This window comes from Flavobacterium sp. (assembly GCF_040383245.1).
GTDB lineage: Bacteria > Bacteroidota > Bacteroidia > Flavobacteriales > Flavobacteriaceae > Flavobacterium.
In genome coordinates this window covers 129,175-146,755 of record NZ_JBEIDX010000001.1, presented here as the reverse complement: position 1 = coordinate 146,755, position 17,581 = coordinate 129,175, and the positions used below count along the sequence as shown (strand labels likewise).

Below are 17,581 nucleotides of genomic sequence, written 5' to 3'. Positions count from 1 at the left end.
TGTTGTTAAAAAGTTTCCAAATTTACATTTTTTTCTTATTTAAAGAAATATAAAAACAAAAATAAATAGACCCACAAGAAATCAAGAAAGTGCCAATACATTGCACCTAGCTCAATACCAAGAAATTGTGACGAATTATACTTTTGTTTAAAATGATTATAAATTATAATTAATTGTGAAATTATTCCTCCAGCAAGGTGTGCAAGATGCACATATACTAATACATACAAAAAGGAAATAGTTATTGAACCAGAACCTCCAACAGGATATAAATGGTTTTCAAACAATTGTGAAAACCCTTGAAATTGAAAATATACAAACGCCGATCCTAGAGCTAAAGTAGCCAAGAGCAATTTGGTTGTAAGCGCTCTGTTATCTTTTTTAATTGCACTTTTAGCAAAATGCATGGCAATACTACATAAAATAATTACTCCCAAGCTAACAAAAAAGGAACTCGGTAATTGAAAATCTTTCATCCAATCTGGTCTCGATTTACTAACAACTAATGCACTTGTTAATCCCGCAAACATCATGGTCATGCTTATCATTGCAAAAACCAATAAGAGCTTGTATGATCTTGCCGTTCGCTGTTTATGTTCTTCGGGTGTCATCATAATTTTTTATCTTAAAAATTTATCAACTATATATATAATTTGCAATAGGGTTAAATAAGAAACACTTACCAGCATTAAGGTTCTTGCCGCCTTTGGAGTTCTTGTTTGATATAATTTAACTGCGTATATCAACATCCATATCCCAGCAAGAAATACTAAAATTGCAGCAGGTAAACTGATTTGTAATTTACCTGTGTAACCTAAATATGGTATTAAAGAAGTTAATATTAACCACAAAGTATACAAAATAATTTGTGTGGCCGTTTTAGTATCTTTTTTTCCGGTAGGCAACATAAAAAATCCTGCTTTTTCATAATCTTCAAATAAAAACCATCCAATAGCCCAAAAATGCGGAAACTGCCAAAAAAACTGAATTAAAAATAAAGTTCCGGCTTCTATACCAAATTGATTTGTAGCAGCAACCCAACCCAGCATAAAAGGAATTGCTCCTGGAAAAGCTCCAACAAAAACTGAAAGAGGTGTAACCGTTTTTAAAGGAGTATAAACACTAGTGTATAAGAAAATTGAAATTGCGCCAAACATTGCTGTTTTTGGATTAATAAAATACAATAATACAATTCCGATAATAGTCAATAAACTGGCAATAAATAAAGCCATATTTGGAGTCATTCTTCCTGCAGGAACGGGTCTGTTTTTAGTTCGATCCATTAAGACATCCAAATCTTTTTCAATTACTTGATTGTAAGCATTGGAAGCGCCAACCATACAATAACCTCCCACTATTAGAATTAAAAGAGTAATCCAACTAAATGGGTGTTCCTCATCAAAACCCAATAAATAACCTGCTATAGAAGAGAAAACAACGCTAATTGCCAACCCTGCTTTGGTTATTTGTTTAAAATCATGGTAGATTTTTATTGGCGAAAATTGAGACTGCAGTGTTTCCAAAAATGATTTTAATTAAAACTTGTGCAAAAGTAGTTTATCGAAAAGGATTTGACAAAAAACATTTCACAAATAATAGTTATAAATTACAAATATTTGAAAAAATTAGTAATCCCCGTTTACAACTTGTCCATTTGCAATTGCTTTGGCCGAGGAGGTGCCAATTCTTTTAACTCCCAATCTAATCAATTCAATTGCTTCTTCGTAAGTTTTTACTCCGCCAGCAGCTTTTACGGGCAATGGCGATGCGTTTTCGAGCATCATTTTTATGGAAGTAATAGTAGTGCCATTTGGCAAACCGTTTTTAGTTTTATAAAAACCGGTTGAAGATTTAACAAATACAGAAGAATAACATTCTTCCTTAAAATTGGCGATAATTACATTTTTTATTAATGCTGAAAGCTTAATTATTTGTTCGCCATTTAGTGCAGCTACTTCAATAATCCATTTTACAATTTTATGATGAGATAGACCTAATTTTGTTCCTTCTAGTATTTCATATTTCACCAAATTGATATTTCCATTTTTGAAGGCTTGATAGTTACAAACAAAATCTAAATCATCGGCTCCATCATTTATTGCTTGTTGAGCTTCAGTTAATTTTTGTTCTAATGAATAAGTTCCCTCCGGAAAACCAATAACGGTTCCAACAGAAACTTTTGAATGTGCAGCTGTGATTATTTTTTTTGCTAATTTTACTCTGTTTGGGCGAATCATTACCAATTTAAAACCTTCTTCAATTGCCTCTTGTACAAATCCATTAACAATATTAATGTCTTCTTTTTCGGAAATTCCTTCTTGTTGGGGAGTTTTTAAATAGGTTGAATCTAAATAATTTTTAACATTCATACTGCTCAATTAATAAAGTATAAATATACAAAAAAACCACTCAATGAGTGGTTTTACTATTTTTATAAGTTAGTTTAATTATTATAATTCCGGTTAAAGCGCCTAGAGTATTTGCTATGACATCATATACATCTGGATTCCTTAAAGTGGTGAAAACCCCTTGACAAATCTCTATTATAATTCCGTATAAAATTGCCGTAATCAATGCTAAATTTTTGGCGTTTTTGGCAAATTTTGTTTTAATTAAAAACCAAAACCAAACTATTACAAAAACAAAATAAAAAGCAAAGTGTACATATTTATCATTTAAGTCAAAAACAAAAGACTTACCAATTTCTGGACTTATTGTTATCAAACTTAAAGTTGAAACAAAGCAAGTCCAAAGAATTGCAATAAAAAAATATGTTTTATTATTAAGCGCCAATTAATTTTGCATAAGCATCACTATCTAAAAGGTCTTCCCATTGAGAGGCATCAGAAACTTTAACTTTTACCATCCATCCTTTTCCATAAGGATCGGTATTAACTAATTCTGGATCGCGCTCTAAGTCTTCATTAAATTCAATGATTTCTCCAGCCATTGGCAAGAATAAATCCGAAACTGTTTTTACTGCTTCAACAGTTCCAAAAACTTCATCTTTATCTAAAGTTTGATCTAATGTTTCTACTTCAACATAAACGATATCACCCAATTCTTTTTGAGCAAATTCAGTAATTCCAACAGTTGCAATTTCACCGTTCATAGCAATCCATTCGTGATCTTTAGAGTATTTTAAATTGGTAGGTATGTTCATTTTTTTTGTAATTTAATTATTGTCAAAGGTATTATTAATTATTAAAATTTAAAAAGGAATTCGTTTCGTTTTTTTTTAGTTTCCAAAACTATATCGTAGTGTAAATCCACCCCGGATATTTGTCATTGGAAAAGAAGTTGAAATAACAGCTTGTGAAAACGAATGATCGTAATAAAATATAGCCGTTAGGTTTTTACTAAATGAATAATCTGCAGATAATCTTAAGGTCCAAATGTCTTGACCTCCACCTAATTGATTATTGTTATAATCTAAATAACGAACAATTGTTTTATTATTTCTGTAGGAGAAATCAATTTTTAAATTGATATCACTTTTAATAATTCCTGTTGGACTGTCTGCAAGTTTAGATGAAAAAATAACATCTTTAAATCGATATCCTGTTCCGATAATATATTCAATTCCATTAACTTCTGTTAATAAATTATTATCAAAACTTAAAGATAAAGCCCTATCTTTTTTTATTTCAGCTAGGATTTTTAATGAACTTTTTGTTTCAAAATCCAATCGAATTAAAGGATTAAATTGCTCCACTAAATTCACATTTCCAATTATAGTTTGGCTATAAAAATTACCATTTAATGGGTTTATTTCATTAGCATGTTGTGCATATTCTAAATTAGAACGAAACGAGTTAATAGTATAAGAAGCTTTATAAGCGTGTTGAATAGAAAAACGCTTAAATCTTTCTTTAAAGAAATTGTAACGCATTAATCCATTATATTTAATATTCCAGTTTGGAATTGGAATATCTTTAAAAGCATTTAAAGAAATTTTACCCGCTCTTGCCTCACCAGTTGGAGCAATATTGACACCAATTTCTTTTAATGCAGGTATGTCAAATCCGGTGTATGCTGCTAAGAAAGCAGGTAATAATACTTCGGTGCTATTTTTACCAAATCCGGCAGGGAAGCCATCTGCATTTACTGGGAAATTTGTCGTGCCATAATAATCCGTTGCCAAACGGTTGGCAATAATAATTCGGTTATTTCTAAATTCTTCAAATGAGGTAGAGAAAAACTCATCACTATGTCTAAATGAAGATTTTAACATTACTGTAGAAATTGCAAAGTTTCCTGTACTGTATGGCGATCTAGAGTTATAAACTCCGTCCATAACATCATATTGCTCAGAATAGTTACTTGAATAAGATCTATTAGCAGTTAAATCAATTTTAAAATCTGGAAACAAATCTATATTGGCGCTAAAGTCAAGTGTTTTTGTAAGAACTTGAGTATAATTTTGATTGAAATTAGGATAATTTGTTAACCAACCATTTTTAGCCGCTTCAAAACGTACATCGTCTTGACCACCAAAAGCAAAACCAAGGTTTGGTCTTGAAGTTCCAAAAAATCCAATTCCTGGTAAAAACCCTGGTAAAGCGGTTCCTTGGTTTTCTGTATAGTTAATTTGAATATTTTTAATACTGGTAACGACTCCTATTAAACCATCAACAAAAACATTAGAATTTTTTACAGGAAGAGGTTTCACATTTACAACTTTCTCTCCCGGTTTAGGTGGTGTTACAGGCGCTGCTTTTTTAGGTGTTTTTTGTTTGGATAAACCAATGTATTTATAAAAAGAATCCATATTAAAAGAGGTATTCAATTTATGTGAACCGGAGTTTTGAATTGTATTTCCTAAATTATATTGAATTCCTGTATCAGAATCTACAACAGAAGACATTGCAATTGAAGCGCGTTGCCAGCTGTAAGTTCCCGCATAGGTATAATTTGATTTTACAAAACTCAAAAACGGAATTTTATTTACAGGCAATTCATAGTTTACAGTTACCTGTTGGTTGTGTAAATTTGGCAAACCAATATTCCAATAGTCAGACCAAATAGTATACGAATTATCTGGCTCATTGTTTTCATTCATGTAATTTCTAACAATATTATTAGAATTTGCATTCAAGTTTATTTTCAATGATTTGGTCAGGTTGTAATTAAATCCGTATTGATAATTAAACAAGAAATTTCTTTGATATAAGGCATCCAATCCTATTCCTTCAACATCAACCAAACGGAATTGTTGTCTGTTAAATTGTCTAGTAATATTTGTACTAAATGAAATATTTGTAGGCTTATAATTAAAATTGAAATCGCTTAATAATTTCCAATAACTACTTTTCTTGAAATACTTAACCGATTTAAATGGCTCGACAGGTTTTGGCTGAAAAGCAAAAGTATAATCGGCAGTGGTACTAACTCTTTGATCTATATAACTTTCCAACTCATAACTGTGTCTATCTACTTGGTTGTAAGAATAAGAAAGCGTTACGTTTTCAATATCATAGAAATGAGGTTTTGCTTTTTCACCTCTTTCTTTTTTTACACCAATAAAGTTTATACTTTTTCTCTTGGTGTAATCCATCGCTCTATTTCTAATATTTCTTTTTTCTCCTTCATCTGCTGTTTCGTCAATTAATTGCTTTAATTCAATATCTTGATTAAATGGATCATATTTAGGTGTTATAAATTCTTCCCCTATACCATAGTTAAACGGCAGATTAACTCCCCATTTTTTTGGTAATAATTTACCCAAACTCAAATTGGTAACTATATTATATTGCAATACATCTTCTCTACTTCTATCATTAGGTCCTTGCTCTAAGGTACCAAAACCTATAGTGCTCATTTTACCAGTAGCAGATATATTTGCAAAATCGGCAAGATTGGCATCCATACTTGCAACGGCTGCCATACCCCCTTTATTATCCATTCCTGCTAATCTAAGTTCATTAAACCAAACTTCTCCTTTAAGGCGCTTCGGATTTAATGGATGTTGTGGTGTATTTAGCACATTGGTTTGGTTTTTTACTCCAAGCATTAAGGTACGAACTAAACCAAAATTAGGATTACCACGAATACCAAGGCGTAAGTTAGGATCTCCATCTCCATCAGTTACATTGACATCATCATCTGGATAATAAATTTCCCCAACATTATAAACATGGCTCATTGCAAGAATTTTCATTCTGGTAATTAATTCTAATGAAATGTCCATATTATTTGCTTCTGGCCATACACCCTCTTGAGAGTTATCACCAAATTGGGTTTTTGATAATGGTTTTTCTACTTGATAAAAATTATCAGTAAAGTCATTACCAAAACGAACAAATCCCATTAACTCATTATCTTCAATTGAACCTGGGTCAGTTGGAATTGCTTCGGCATGAACAAACATTTTTAATTTTTTGTACTGACGCATATCAACACTCACATTTTTGAATACAGCACGAGAATCTCCGGGCTCTAATCCATAATCTGTTAAACTTCCTAATCTAATAGACAATGATTGTTCGTTTTGAGGAATTAAGGTATTGTTATTGAACAATTGTTCTAGTTCTACTCCTGGTGGAACAACATAACGAATAGGTTCTCTTGCTCCATTTTCTTGAACATTAACTGCAGAAGAGTCATAGTCGGTGTTGTCATCAGAGGTATCTGTATCTAATGGATCTAAAGTAAGATCATATTTTCTCCAATCACCTCTAACTAAATCTAATGATCCAAAACGAAGTGTCATTTGATCAGTGAATTTAGTCATAAACATTCTCATAAATCGAATAGAACGAAAATCAGAAATACTACCTATAATATTAGTTGGTTGTTTAACAGGAATCTTAAATTGTATCCAACGAGCAGTAGTTGTTTCACCATTAGGAAGTGAAACTGTAGTTGGTAAAATATTAGTGATAAAATTATTTCCTACTTGTGATAAATCGGATGGGCTTATTTTAATGCTATATTCATAATAGGCATTAATGGTATTCATAGTATTATCTCGATTTACATCTTCTACATCGGGAACAGTTGTAGAGCCTCTATTGGTATCAGTAACATCTATAGGTGAATTTCCTTCGGTTCCATTATAATATTTGTAGCGTTCAAAAATATCACCACCCGTATTTAAAAAATAATTATAATCGTCTTCTGCAGGGTCAGAAAAGGAAGCAAAATTTGGATATTTTGCAGCTTCTTGAGCATTATTTAAACCATTATAACCAACATCTTGAGAGGATCTATTTCCTTCATTAGAATCAAAAGCATATATTAAAGATTGTGAAGCAGGGCTATCTCCCCATACAGTAGGTGGTGCTAAGGTTTGATTGTTTCCTATACCATTTTCATAAAATTTTCTACCATCTTGAAGAATATCTTCTGAAATTTCCCCCAAATTAAAATAAATTCTTCCTGTATTATTAGGATTAATTGGTGTTGGAGAAACTCTAGTATCAGTATATGGATCTAACATCCAAAACTGAATATATTCTATATTTGATTGTTCAAAATTTGTTGTAGTTAATGATCTAAATATTCCTCCAAAATTAGTCTCCGGATTTGGCAAAGAATTATCTGTTCCAGTTGCTGGATTAAAATTATATTGTCCGCGTTCTTTAGGGAAATAAGTTAAATCTAATGTATTTACAACTTGAGTTTGTCCAGCTGCAATAGTGGTTGCAGGGTATAATTCTTGGCTAAAAATTCTTCTTGAACTATTTAAAGATAAATCATCATCAGATATTCCGGAAGGCCTTTGAGCATAAAAAATTGGATCGATAGTATACCATGCTATTTTGGCTCTTTTAAAACCATAATCTAGTGCAGTTGAGTTACCTCCAAAATCTGAATAATCAGGAGCGACACCAGTGGTAGGTCGAATTGGTGTTGAAGATAAAAACCAAGAATAAGGTGATCTTAAGTCAATATTAGTTTGAGTTCCTTCAAAATCTTCAACATAAACTGTAGATTCTCCATTAAATCGATCAGCTTCAGGAGTATCTGGTTTTAAGTATGCAATTTCGCCTCTAAATGAAACATTTGAGGGCACATCAGTATCAATATTTGGTAATTTATTGACTAATCGGGTTAAGAATGGAACTTCCGATGAAAAACTGGTGTTTAAACCATAAATGGTATTGTTCACCGATTCTTGACCATAGTTAGTTTTTTGAGTAAATGGTCGCTCCGACATTTTTAACATGGTAGCGCCCAATAAAAATTTATCTGAGAATTTGTGTTCTATATTTATTCCATAAAATCTTCTGGTTTGTCTTCCAAAAGTTGAATTATTTTCTACCGAAACCTGAATTGGAGTATTGGAAGCTGATAAAGCAGGGTCTAAAATTTGCACTCTACCTGCTTGATAATTTACAGTATAATCAACACCTTCCATTAATCTTCTTCCACCTGCAGTAACTACAACAGATCCTTTAGGAACATTAAATGCCCCAATTGGTATTCCATCTCCACCCGAAGACTTGAATTTTCCTCTTAATTGAAATTTATTTTTTGAACTGTTTTGAAGTGCGGCAGCTTGTGTAGATTTATATAGGCTAGAATACACATATTTTAATTGGTTATCATTATAAGCTCCAGGAGTTGTTTCTGGCAAATCGTAATTTTCAACCGGACTTCCAGATTTTAATTTATTAAATAAAAATTTTCCAAATGGCTCTACAGAGGTAAAGATTAAACGGCCATTTTGTTGATCAACTGTTAATCCTGGAAGAAAATCAAAAAATCCATCTCCACCATTTTGTGGATCATTATTATAATTCAATCTATCTAGTCCAAAAACTTTTAATAACGGAGTATCAACAACACCACCTGGCAAAGGCGAAGTGGTATTAGCAGGCGTAATATAATTTAATGGAGAAGGGTCTGCGTATAAGATATTAAATTTAAATTCTTCTTTTTGTAATTGAAAACCACTTGGTATTTGATAAATATTTTTCATCATCAATCCCCAAATTGGTTGTTGTACATTAGTCAAACTACTCTTAAGTAATTTCAACACCAAAGATTGAGATGATGGAACCCCTGTGGCACTTACCTGGGTTGCCTCTACACCATCTGTGCCAAATTCACCTACTTGATATACCTCATCACCAATGGTATATTGATAAGCTACTGCCAGAACTTCGTCAGTTGCTAATCGTTGTTGCAAGGAAATATATCCTAATTGGGGATGAAAAGTAAATTCGTTAGGTAATAATTTTCTTGCATTTTCTAGTTTAGAATAATCGGTACCTTCATTAACCTGAACTGTATTGTTAAATCCTTGATTAGTAGTAATTATTTCTCTAATGTTTGTATTTAATAAACCAGGATAATTAGGATTTGGTGGAGTTGAAGGAATAATTAAATTTGGATCATAACGGTTGTTACCATTATTTGGTGGCGTATTTATAGGTTTTAAAAAGAAATCGTTTGGTTGAAAAGGATTGATGTCGGCAGGGTTAATAGCTACAACTTGATTGTCACTCAATGCCGCGGATGTAGCTGTGTCTGTTAATCTTGCTTCACCCAAATCTTGAATTGCAATAATATTTCTTAGGTTATTATTTGTAGTATTTACTCTGTTTTGTCTATTTGTAATCCATACTTCAATTCTTGTAATTTGAACTCGACTATCAATTAATGGATAATTAATTAACGATTTATCATATTGATTTTTAAAGTATTGTGATAAAAAGTAATGTCTGTCTGAATCATATTCTTGAGCAAATAATTCAAAATTCTGAATTGTTCCACCACCTTGAGCTGTAACCGTTCTTGTTTGAGATTGTTGTTCGGCAAATACAGCATTTACCGAAGTCCCTCCAAATTGTAATTGTGCTTTTACTCCAAACAAACTTTGAGCACCTTGAATAAGTGTGCTATTTAATGGCATGCTTACATTTCCTACTTCAATTTTTTTGATGATAGAATCTTCTCCTCCTGAAGCAGATGGATCAAAGGTCAGCTTAATTAAATTTTGAAATGAAAAAGTAGATTGCGTGTCATAATTTGCATTAACATTTAATCTTGTTCCCACTTTACCCATTAAACTCATACTGATTCTTTGATTAAAATCGAAGGTGGTCATGGATCTATTTCTAGGAGAAAAAGAAGGGTTATCTTGTTTTGTATGTCTAAAACCTAGGTCAACCTCTACAGATCCAGTTGGTTTAACATCTATGGTGTTACTTCCAAAAATTGCTTCAAAAAAACTAGAATTCACATAGTATTTTGGTAATAAATTCTTTTTCTCAGCAATACTTTTTTCTTTCTGACCTGCAATTGCATCTGATTTTTGCTTAAAATAATCATGCATTGATTCTTTAAGTATCAGTTTCTCGTATTCTTTTGGTGTAAGAATAATTGGATAATTAATGTCAATCCCAGCAAAAGATTTATTTAAAATATATCTATCTGTAGCGGGATCATAAGTATAAGCTTCAGTAATACTTTTTGGATTTTCTAATACCATTTGCCCCTTATTGTATGTAGTATCATTTGGTCTTACTTGTGAAAAACCCTCTTGACTTACAACTAATATAGCAAAAACAAAAGCTATTTTAAGGTATTGAAATATATATTTTGGTTGGTTTGTTTTCAAAAATTATAAATTTTTTAATGCTAGCTTAATAATCAATTCTACAGTAGCATCAGGATTTTGACTAATCACTTTATCCACTACTTTTTCGGAAGTTTTTCTAACAAATCCTAAAACCTCCAAAGCAGATAACGCTTCATCTCTATTTGTATTGTTTTGAAACATAGAAACTTCATCCAAATCATATATTTTTAACACTTTATCCTTTAAATCCAATATTGCTCGTTGTGCTGTTTTGCCGCCAATTCCTTTAATGGATTGAATGGTATTTACATCACCACTAGCAAGTGCCTGAATTATTTGTTTAGGTTCTAATGAAGAAAGCATAGTTCTAGCTATTCCTGCTCCAATACCAGATACAGTCAATAACATTTTAAAGATTTCTTTTTCCGATTTTTCAACAAAACCATACAAAGAATGTGCATCTTCTTTGATAATTAAATGGGTATACAATTTAATAAAATCGGTTTTTGGAAGTAACGTATAGGTGTGCAAAGAAATATTAATATGATAACCAACTCCATTGCAGTCAATTACAACTTCGGTTGGAGTTTTTTCTAATAATTTCCCTTGAATTTGTGCTATCATTTTACTTTTTATCTTGTTTCAAATATACTAAAAACTTTAAGCCCTAGTCGTTGATATTCTATTGTTATTTTTTGGTTTTTTGCTTTTTCTGCTTTTCTTGAGCATCTACAACTGCTACTGCAGCCATGTTGACCATTTCTTCAACACTTGCTCCTAGTTGAAAGATATGAACTGGTTTGTCCATTCCCAACATGATTGGTCCAACAGAATCTACTTTATATAATTCTTTTAATAATTTATATGTAATATTCGCCGATTCTAAATTTGGAAAAATCAAAGTATTCACCTTTTTACCAGCTAATTTAGAAAATGGGAATTTCCCCTTTAACATTTCAGGATTTAAAGCAAAATCGGCTTGAATTTCTCCGTCAACAATTAAATCGGGATGATTTTTATGTAAATAAGCTACTGCATCTCTCACTTTACTTGCGCTATCTACTGTTGAAGATCCAAAATTAGAAAACGATACCATTGCAATTACTGGCTCCATTCCAAACATTCGAACAGTTTTTTCTGTCATTAATGCAATTTTTGCTAAATCGTCTGCGGTAGGATTTGGGTTAATAGCCGTATCCGATAAAAACATCGGACCTCTATTGGTCATCATCATGTTAGTAGTCGCTATCAAAGAAATTCCTGGAGCTTTTCCAATTAATTGCATTAATGGTTTTACCACCGAAGGATAACTTCTAGAATATCCAGAAACCATAGCATCTGCATGCCCTTGATTTACCATCATTGCAGCAAAATAATTTCGTTCTCGCATCCATTTTTGAGCGTCTAATAAAGATACTCCACGGCGTTGTCTTTCTTTCCAAAAAATTTCAGCATATCCCAATCTTCGTTCATCTTCTTCATTGGTTTTAGGGTCTAATATTGGTACATCGGCATCAAACCCAATTTCCTCTTTGAGTTCTAAAATATCTTCTTTTCTTCCCAATAAAATTGGATGCCCAATTCCTTCTTCATAAACAATTTGAGCTGCTTTTAATACATCCAATTGATCTGCTTCTGCAAATACAATTCGCTTCGGATCAGTCTTAGCACGATTGGTTAACAATCGAACCATTTTATTGTCAGATCCCATTCGCTCCATCAATTCTTCTTGGTACTTTTCCCAATCGGTAATTGGATTCAAAGCTACACCGCTATCCATAGCTGCCTTTGCAACTGCCGGCGCCACCATGGTTATCAACCTTGGATCAAATGGTTTTGGAATAATATAATCGGTACCAAAATTTAATTTGGTTTCACCATAAGCAATATTAACTTGTTCTGGAACATGCTCTTTTGCCAATGCTGCCAATGCTCTAACTGCTGCCATTTTCATGGCTTCGTTAATCTTAGTAGCTCTCACATCAAGGGCTCCTCGGAATATATAAGGGAAACCTAAAACATTATTTACTTGATTAGGATGATCCGATCTACCGGTTGCCATAATAATATCTTTTCTTGTGGCAATGGCAAGTTCATAATCAATTTCGGGTATTGGGTTGGCCATTGCAAAAACAATAGGTTTTTTGGCCATAACTAATAACATTGCTGGAGTTAGAATATTTCCTGCAGACAAACCTAAAAACACATCGGCTCCAACAAGTGCTTGCTGTAAGCTAATGCCTTTAGTTCCGTTACTATATATTTTTTGAAGTTCTGATAAATCCGTTCTATCTTTTGATAAAACCCCATTAACATCAAACATCAAGATGTTTTCAGCTTTTACGCCAAGTAAAACATATAAATTAGCACATGCCAAAGCAGCAGATCCTGCTCCCGAGACTACTAATTTTACTTTACTAATATCTTTTTTTGCTAGTTCTAATGCATTCAATAAAGCGGCCGAAGAAATGATTGCAGTACCATGCTGATCATCATGCATCACCGGGATATTTAATTCTTCAACTAAGCGTCTTTCTATTTCAAATGACTCAGGTGCTTTAATGTCCTCTAAGTTAATTCCTCCAAAGGTTGGGGCAATATTTTTAACAGTAGCAATAAATTCATCTATATTTTTTGTGTCTACTTCAATATCAAAAACATCGATGTCAGCAAAAATTTTAAATAATAACGCTTTACCTTCCATCACAGGCTTAGAGGCCTCTGGTCCTATATCTCCAAGGCCTAAAACCGCAGTTCCGTTAGTGATTACTGCAACTAAATTCCCTTTGGAAGTATATTTATAAACGTTATCTACATCTTTTGCAATTTCCAAACAAGGCTCTGCAACTCCGGGAGAATAAGCCAATGATAAATCTCGTTGTGTTGCATATTTTTTGGTAGGAACAACTTGAATTTTTCCTGGGGTAGGTTTTGCATGATATAATAGAGCTTCTCTTCGCTTACTAGATTTATTCATTTTATACTTTTTTGCATTCGAACTTGCAAAGGTAAAAGTATCCATGAAAAAAGGAAACTTTTAAGGAGTTTCTTTTAATTAATTTTTTTGAAAATCAATATACACTATTTGAGTGCAAAAATATAAGAAGAAGATTGTTCCTAAATAAAGTAATTCAACTATAGAATGTAGAACTGCAACCCTATATTAAAACTACTGGTATTTATTTTTTGTGAATTAATTTCTCCCGATTTAAAAATCGAATTTAATCCATAATATGCATATAAATTCCAGGTATTCCATCCAATTGTAAGATAAGCTCCATAAACTAATTTATTTAAGTCCGGGTTGGATTGAATTGAATTATTTTGGTCTACATTTTCAAATTTATAACTATCTGAAACTAAATAACTCAATTTTAAACCGGTATAAATTCGCCAAAATTGATGATCACTTGGGGTGGAAGTACGCCATCTAATTTCAATTGGCACATCTAAATAATGTAGCGTTAATTGGTTTTTGTTAAATTTTGCAGTAGTTAAAAAATTATAACTGTTTGGAGCTGAATTTTCTCCATTTATTATTTGTAAATTATTGTCAAAAATATTGAAAGAATACCCTAAACCTGTTGCGATTGCAAAAGTTCGGCTTTTATTTATTGGCATATCTCTAAGAATTCCAAAACAAAAACCAGGTGAAAATTTTGTTTGACTTAATCCTACAATATTTTGTAGTTGATTGTAGGTGAAATTAACATAAAATTGATCTTCTCTATATAAAGAATCTACCGGCTTAATGACATCCGTTTTTTCTTGGGCGAAAGCTCCAAAAAAGAGAAAGAAAGATAATATGAAATATAGTAAACGCATAGATGTAAACGTTAGGAAGAAATTAGCAGAGGAGATGGGATTCGAACCCACGATACAGTTACCCATATACAAACTTTCCAGGCTTGCTCCTTCAACCACTCGGACACCCCTCTAAAAATTATGATACAAAGAACAACAAAATTTTGCAATAATCAAAACATAGTTAGGCCATTTCACCTCGTAAAGAGGTTTCAAAAATAGCTTTAAAATTTATTGGAGATATATTTTGTCCAAGCAAGTACATTAATTTAGTTATTGCTGCCTCAGTAGTGATGTCTTTTCCAGAAATAATTCCGATTTTCTTTAATTGGGTACTGGTTTCATATTGTCCCATACTCACACTTCCGCCCGAACATTGGGTGACATTAATGATGTATAAACCCTTATCGATTGCCTTTTTTAGTACTGCAATAAACCAATCTTCTGAAGGTGCATTTCCAGATCCATAAGTTTCTAAAATCAACCCTTTAAGATTCGGAATTGCTGTTATAGATTCTAATACAGACTGACTAATTCCTGGAAATATTTTTAATATTACTACATTATCTTCTAGTACTTTGTGAACTACCAATTTCTTATTGTTACTAGCGTGAAGCGAACTAGAATTCACATTTAAATGCACTCCCGATTCTGCCAAGGCAGGATAATTAGGAGACGTAAATGCATTAAAATGTTCTGCGTTTATTTTAGTAGTTCGATTTCCGCGGTATAATTTATATTCAAAATACAAACAAACCTCTTGAATTGAAGGTTGTCCATTATTTTGAAGTGAAGCAATTTGAATTGCTGTAATAAGATTTTCTTTTGCATCGGTTCTCAAATCTCCTATTGGCAATTGCGATCCGGTAAAAATCACTGGCTTTGCCAAGTTTTCTAGCATAAAGCTCACTGCCGATGCAGAATAAGACATCGTATCGGAGCCATGAAGCACTACAAAACCATCAAATTGATTGTAGTTATCTTCAATAATTGAAACAATTTGAACCCATTTATCTGGATTCATATTAGAAGAATCTATTGGTTTTTCAAAAGAATTGGTTTCAATAATACAATCTAATTGTTTTAATTCTGGGATGTTTTGAAGCAATTTATTAAAATCAAATGCCTTTAAAGCACCTGTAGAAAGATCCTTTTCCATCCCGATGGTACCACCGGTATAAAGCAATAATATATTTGGTTTAGATTGCATTTCCGTATTTCAACTTATTAACCACTGGATTGGCATACATATTTAAAAAACTTTCCATCATCATACCATTTGAAGCATCAATTTTCATTTCTAATCTTCTTTCAAATAAAGATTTTTCATTATCGGTATACTGATTTTTAAATCGGTCGGTTTTATTTAAAATATCGTAGGCAATATAATTCGTAGGCCATAATTTATAGGATTGCAAAATAGAATCATCAATGGCTTGAGCAACTGCCTGAACTTGCTTATTGGTGTTGTCATTTTCCATTGCAATTTCATCTAATTCTTTATTCAAAATGGAACCCACATGAATGTGGATGCGTTTCTTTTGTCCGATGATTCCGCTTAAAAGTGTAATAAAATCTTCGTTTTTCTCTTTTACATACTTTTCTGCTTTTGCTTCCGCCATTAATTGTGGCATTTTCAAGGCATCGGTAGGATCATATTCATAAGAAATAGAAACTGGAACAATTTGTAGTTTTTTGAAGTATTCCATCAAATTTTCTTCGTTTGATCCCATTCCCAACATTTTTAATACTCCTTGATGGGTTGCATCGTTTCCGTCTTTAGTTCTTCCTTCGCGCTGGGCTATCCATACCGAGCGGTTTTCTGTTAGTATTAATTTTCCAATATATTCGGACATTAATTTGGAACTTTGCAATAATTCTCTTGGCGGCAAACCGCGTTGAACTAAAAAATTTCTGTTGAGTTTTGATAAGTTTAAAAGAAAATCTTTTTTAACTAGATTATCTCCAATTGCAGATGCAGTCATTACCAAACCATGATCAAATAAAGAAACATTCAGAATCGATGTGTCTAAAATAATATCGCGATGATTAGATATAAAAAGATAGGGAGTGTTTTTTTCTAATTTTTCAAAACCAGAAGTAGTTAATCCTTCAGATGAATTTTCAAGTACTTTTTGAACTGATTGATATATAAAATTACATTGAAAATCGCGGATAGAGTGTGTTTTTAATAATTGATTTTTCCAATCCACATCTTCTAAATCGGGAAATGTAAAATTCATGATCGCCCTCATCATTGGATGGTTAACCAGGCTTTTAATACCGTTATTCACTTCGGTATCATAAAATGGTCGAATTGCATCAAATTTCTGCATCTCTCTAATTCTGGATTAATTTCTGGAACAAATGAACAAAAAAAAAAGGACTTTTTTATCAATTTATGTATTAAATCCCAAAAACAGCTTTAGAATTTTCGGTTGTTATTTGAGCAATTTCTTCAACAGAAACCTTATAAATTTCAGCTAATTTTTGAGCAACCAAAAGAGTGTAACTACTTTCATTTCGCTTTCCGCGATGAGGCGCAGGAGCCAAATAAGGTGAATCTGTTTCTAAGACAATATTTTGCAAATCTATTTCGTTCAAAAACTGATCTATCTTTCCATTTTTAAATGTCGCAACACCTCCTATTCCAAGTTTCATTCCTAACGAAATGGCGCGTTGCGCTTGATCTAAATCACCCGTAAAACAATGAAATATTCCGAATAAGTCGGATGCTTTTTCACTTTCTAATACTTCAAACGTTTCGTCAAAAGCATCTCGGCAATGAATATTTATTCCGAGTTTGTGCTTTTTGGCCAATTGAATTTGATGCTGAAAAGCATGCTGCTGTTGGTTCAAAAATGTTTTATCCCAAAACAAATCCATCCCTATTTCTCCAACGGCATAGAATTTTCTTCTATCTAATTCGGTTTCAACAAAAGCCAATTCTTCTAAATAATTTTCTTTGACATAGGTAGGGTGTAATCCCAGCATTAAAAATACATTATCCGGAAATTGCGCTTCTACATCATACATTTTTTGGGTGTAAGTCGAATCTATTGAAGGAACAAATAGCCGGGATACACCCGCTTCAATAGCGCGTTGCATCATTTCGTTTCGGTCCTCTTGAAATTGGGAAGAATATAAATGGGTATGGGTGTCTGTTAAAATCATATTAATTTGTTCGAAACACAAATAAACAAAAAATCCCGTTCATTTAACTGAACGGGATTAATTATACTCATT

12 protein-coding genes and 1 tRNA gene are annotated in these 17,581 nt (G+C 32.3%); all 13 read right to left on the bottom strand.

What is annotated here, in order from left to right:
* Positions 1-35 precede the first annotated feature (35 nt).
* A complete protein-coding gene (locus ABWO08_RS00635) occupies positions 36-614 on the bottom strand; it encodes a cytochrome c oxidase subunit 3 (protein ID WP_353082967.1) in 579 nt (192 codons plus the stop codon).
* Between the two features lie 6 nt (positions 615-620).
* Positions 621-1,523 carry a heme o synthase gene (gene cyoE / locus ABWO08_RS00630; protein WP_353082965.1) on the bottom strand — a complete coding sequence of 301 codons (903 nt, stop codon included), beginning with the start codon at positions 1,521-1,523 and terminating at the stop codon, positions 621-623.
* Positions 1,524-1,625: 102 nt separating this feature from the next.
* Entirely contained in the window at positions 1,626-2,369 is a 744-nt protein-coding gene (gene deoC / locus ABWO08_RS00625; protein ID WP_353082963.1) for a deoxyribose-phosphate aldolase, read from the bottom strand.
* Positions 2,370-2,409: 40 nt separating this feature from the next.
* Positions 2,410-2,724: a VanZ family protein gene (locus tag ABWO08_RS00620; RefSeq protein ID WP_353082961.1), complete on the bottom strand. Its 315-nt coding sequence runs from the start codon at positions 2,722-2,724 to the stop codon at positions 2,410-2,412.
* A 58-nt stretch (positions 2,725-2,782) separates the two neighbouring features.
* On the bottom strand, positions 2,783-3,163 hold the full coding sequence (gene gcvH / locus ABWO08_RS00615; protein ID WP_353082959.1) for a glycine cleavage system protein GcvH: 381 nt from the start codon (positions 3,161-3,163) through the stop codon (positions 2,783-2,785).
* Between the two features lie 75 nt (positions 3,164-3,238).
* Positions 3,239-10,570 carry a T9SS outer membrane translocon Sov/SprA gene (sov, locus tag ABWO08_RS00610; RefSeq protein WP_502902939.1) on the bottom strand — a complete coding sequence of 2,444 codons (7,332 nt, stop codon included), beginning with the start codon at positions 10,568-10,570 and terminating at the stop codon, positions 3,239-3,241.
* Positions 10,571-10,573: 3 nt separating this feature from the next.
* Positions 10,574-11,155 carry a Holliday junction branch migration protein RuvA gene (gene ruvA, locus ABWO08_RS00605; RefSeq protein ID WP_353082957.1) on the bottom strand — a complete coding sequence of 194 codons (582 nt, stop codon included), beginning with the start codon at positions 11,153-11,155 and terminating at the stop codon, positions 10,574-10,576.
* Positions 11,156-11,219: 64 nt separating this feature from the next.
* The gene (locus ABWO08_RS00600; protein WP_353082955.1) at positions 11,220-13,508 is read right to left on the bottom strand and encodes an NADP-dependent malic enzyme; all 2,289 of its coding nucleotides are present in this window, start codon (positions 13,506-13,508) and stop codon (positions 11,220-11,222) included.
* Positions 13,509-13,666: 158 nt separating this feature from the next.
* Positions 13,667-14,422 carry a porin family protein gene (locus ABWO08_RS00595; RefSeq protein WP_353082954.1) on the bottom strand — a complete coding sequence of 252 codons (756 nt, stop codon included), beginning with the start codon at positions 14,420-14,422 and terminating at the stop codon, positions 13,667-13,669.
* Positions 14,383-14,469: transfer RNA gene (locus ABWO08_RS00590), tRNA-Ser, on the bottom strand. The genes ABWO08_RS00595 and ABWO08_RS00590 overlap by 40 nt, the downstream gene beginning before the upstream one ends.
* 50 nt (positions 14,470-14,519) lie before the next feature.
* On the bottom strand, positions 14,520-15,545 hold the full coding sequence (locus ABWO08_RS00585) for an asparaginase (protein WP_353082952.1): 1,026 nt from the start codon (positions 15,543-15,545) through the stop codon (positions 14,520-14,522).
* Positions 15,535-16,671: a 1-acyl-sn-glycerol-3-phosphate acyltransferase gene (locus ABWO08_RS00580; RefSeq protein WP_353082950.1), complete on the bottom strand. Its 1,137-nt coding sequence runs from the start codon at positions 16,669-16,671 to the stop codon at positions 15,535-15,537. The genes ABWO08_RS00585 and ABWO08_RS00580 overlap by 11 nt, the downstream gene beginning before the upstream one ends.
* Before the next feature lie 70 nt (positions 16,672-16,741).
* A complete protein-coding gene (locus tag ABWO08_RS00575) occupies positions 16,742-17,509 on the bottom strand; it encodes a TatD family hydrolase (RefSeq protein WP_353082948.1) in 768 nt (255 codons plus the stop codon).
* Between the last annotated feature and the right edge of the window lie 72 nt (positions 17,510-17,581).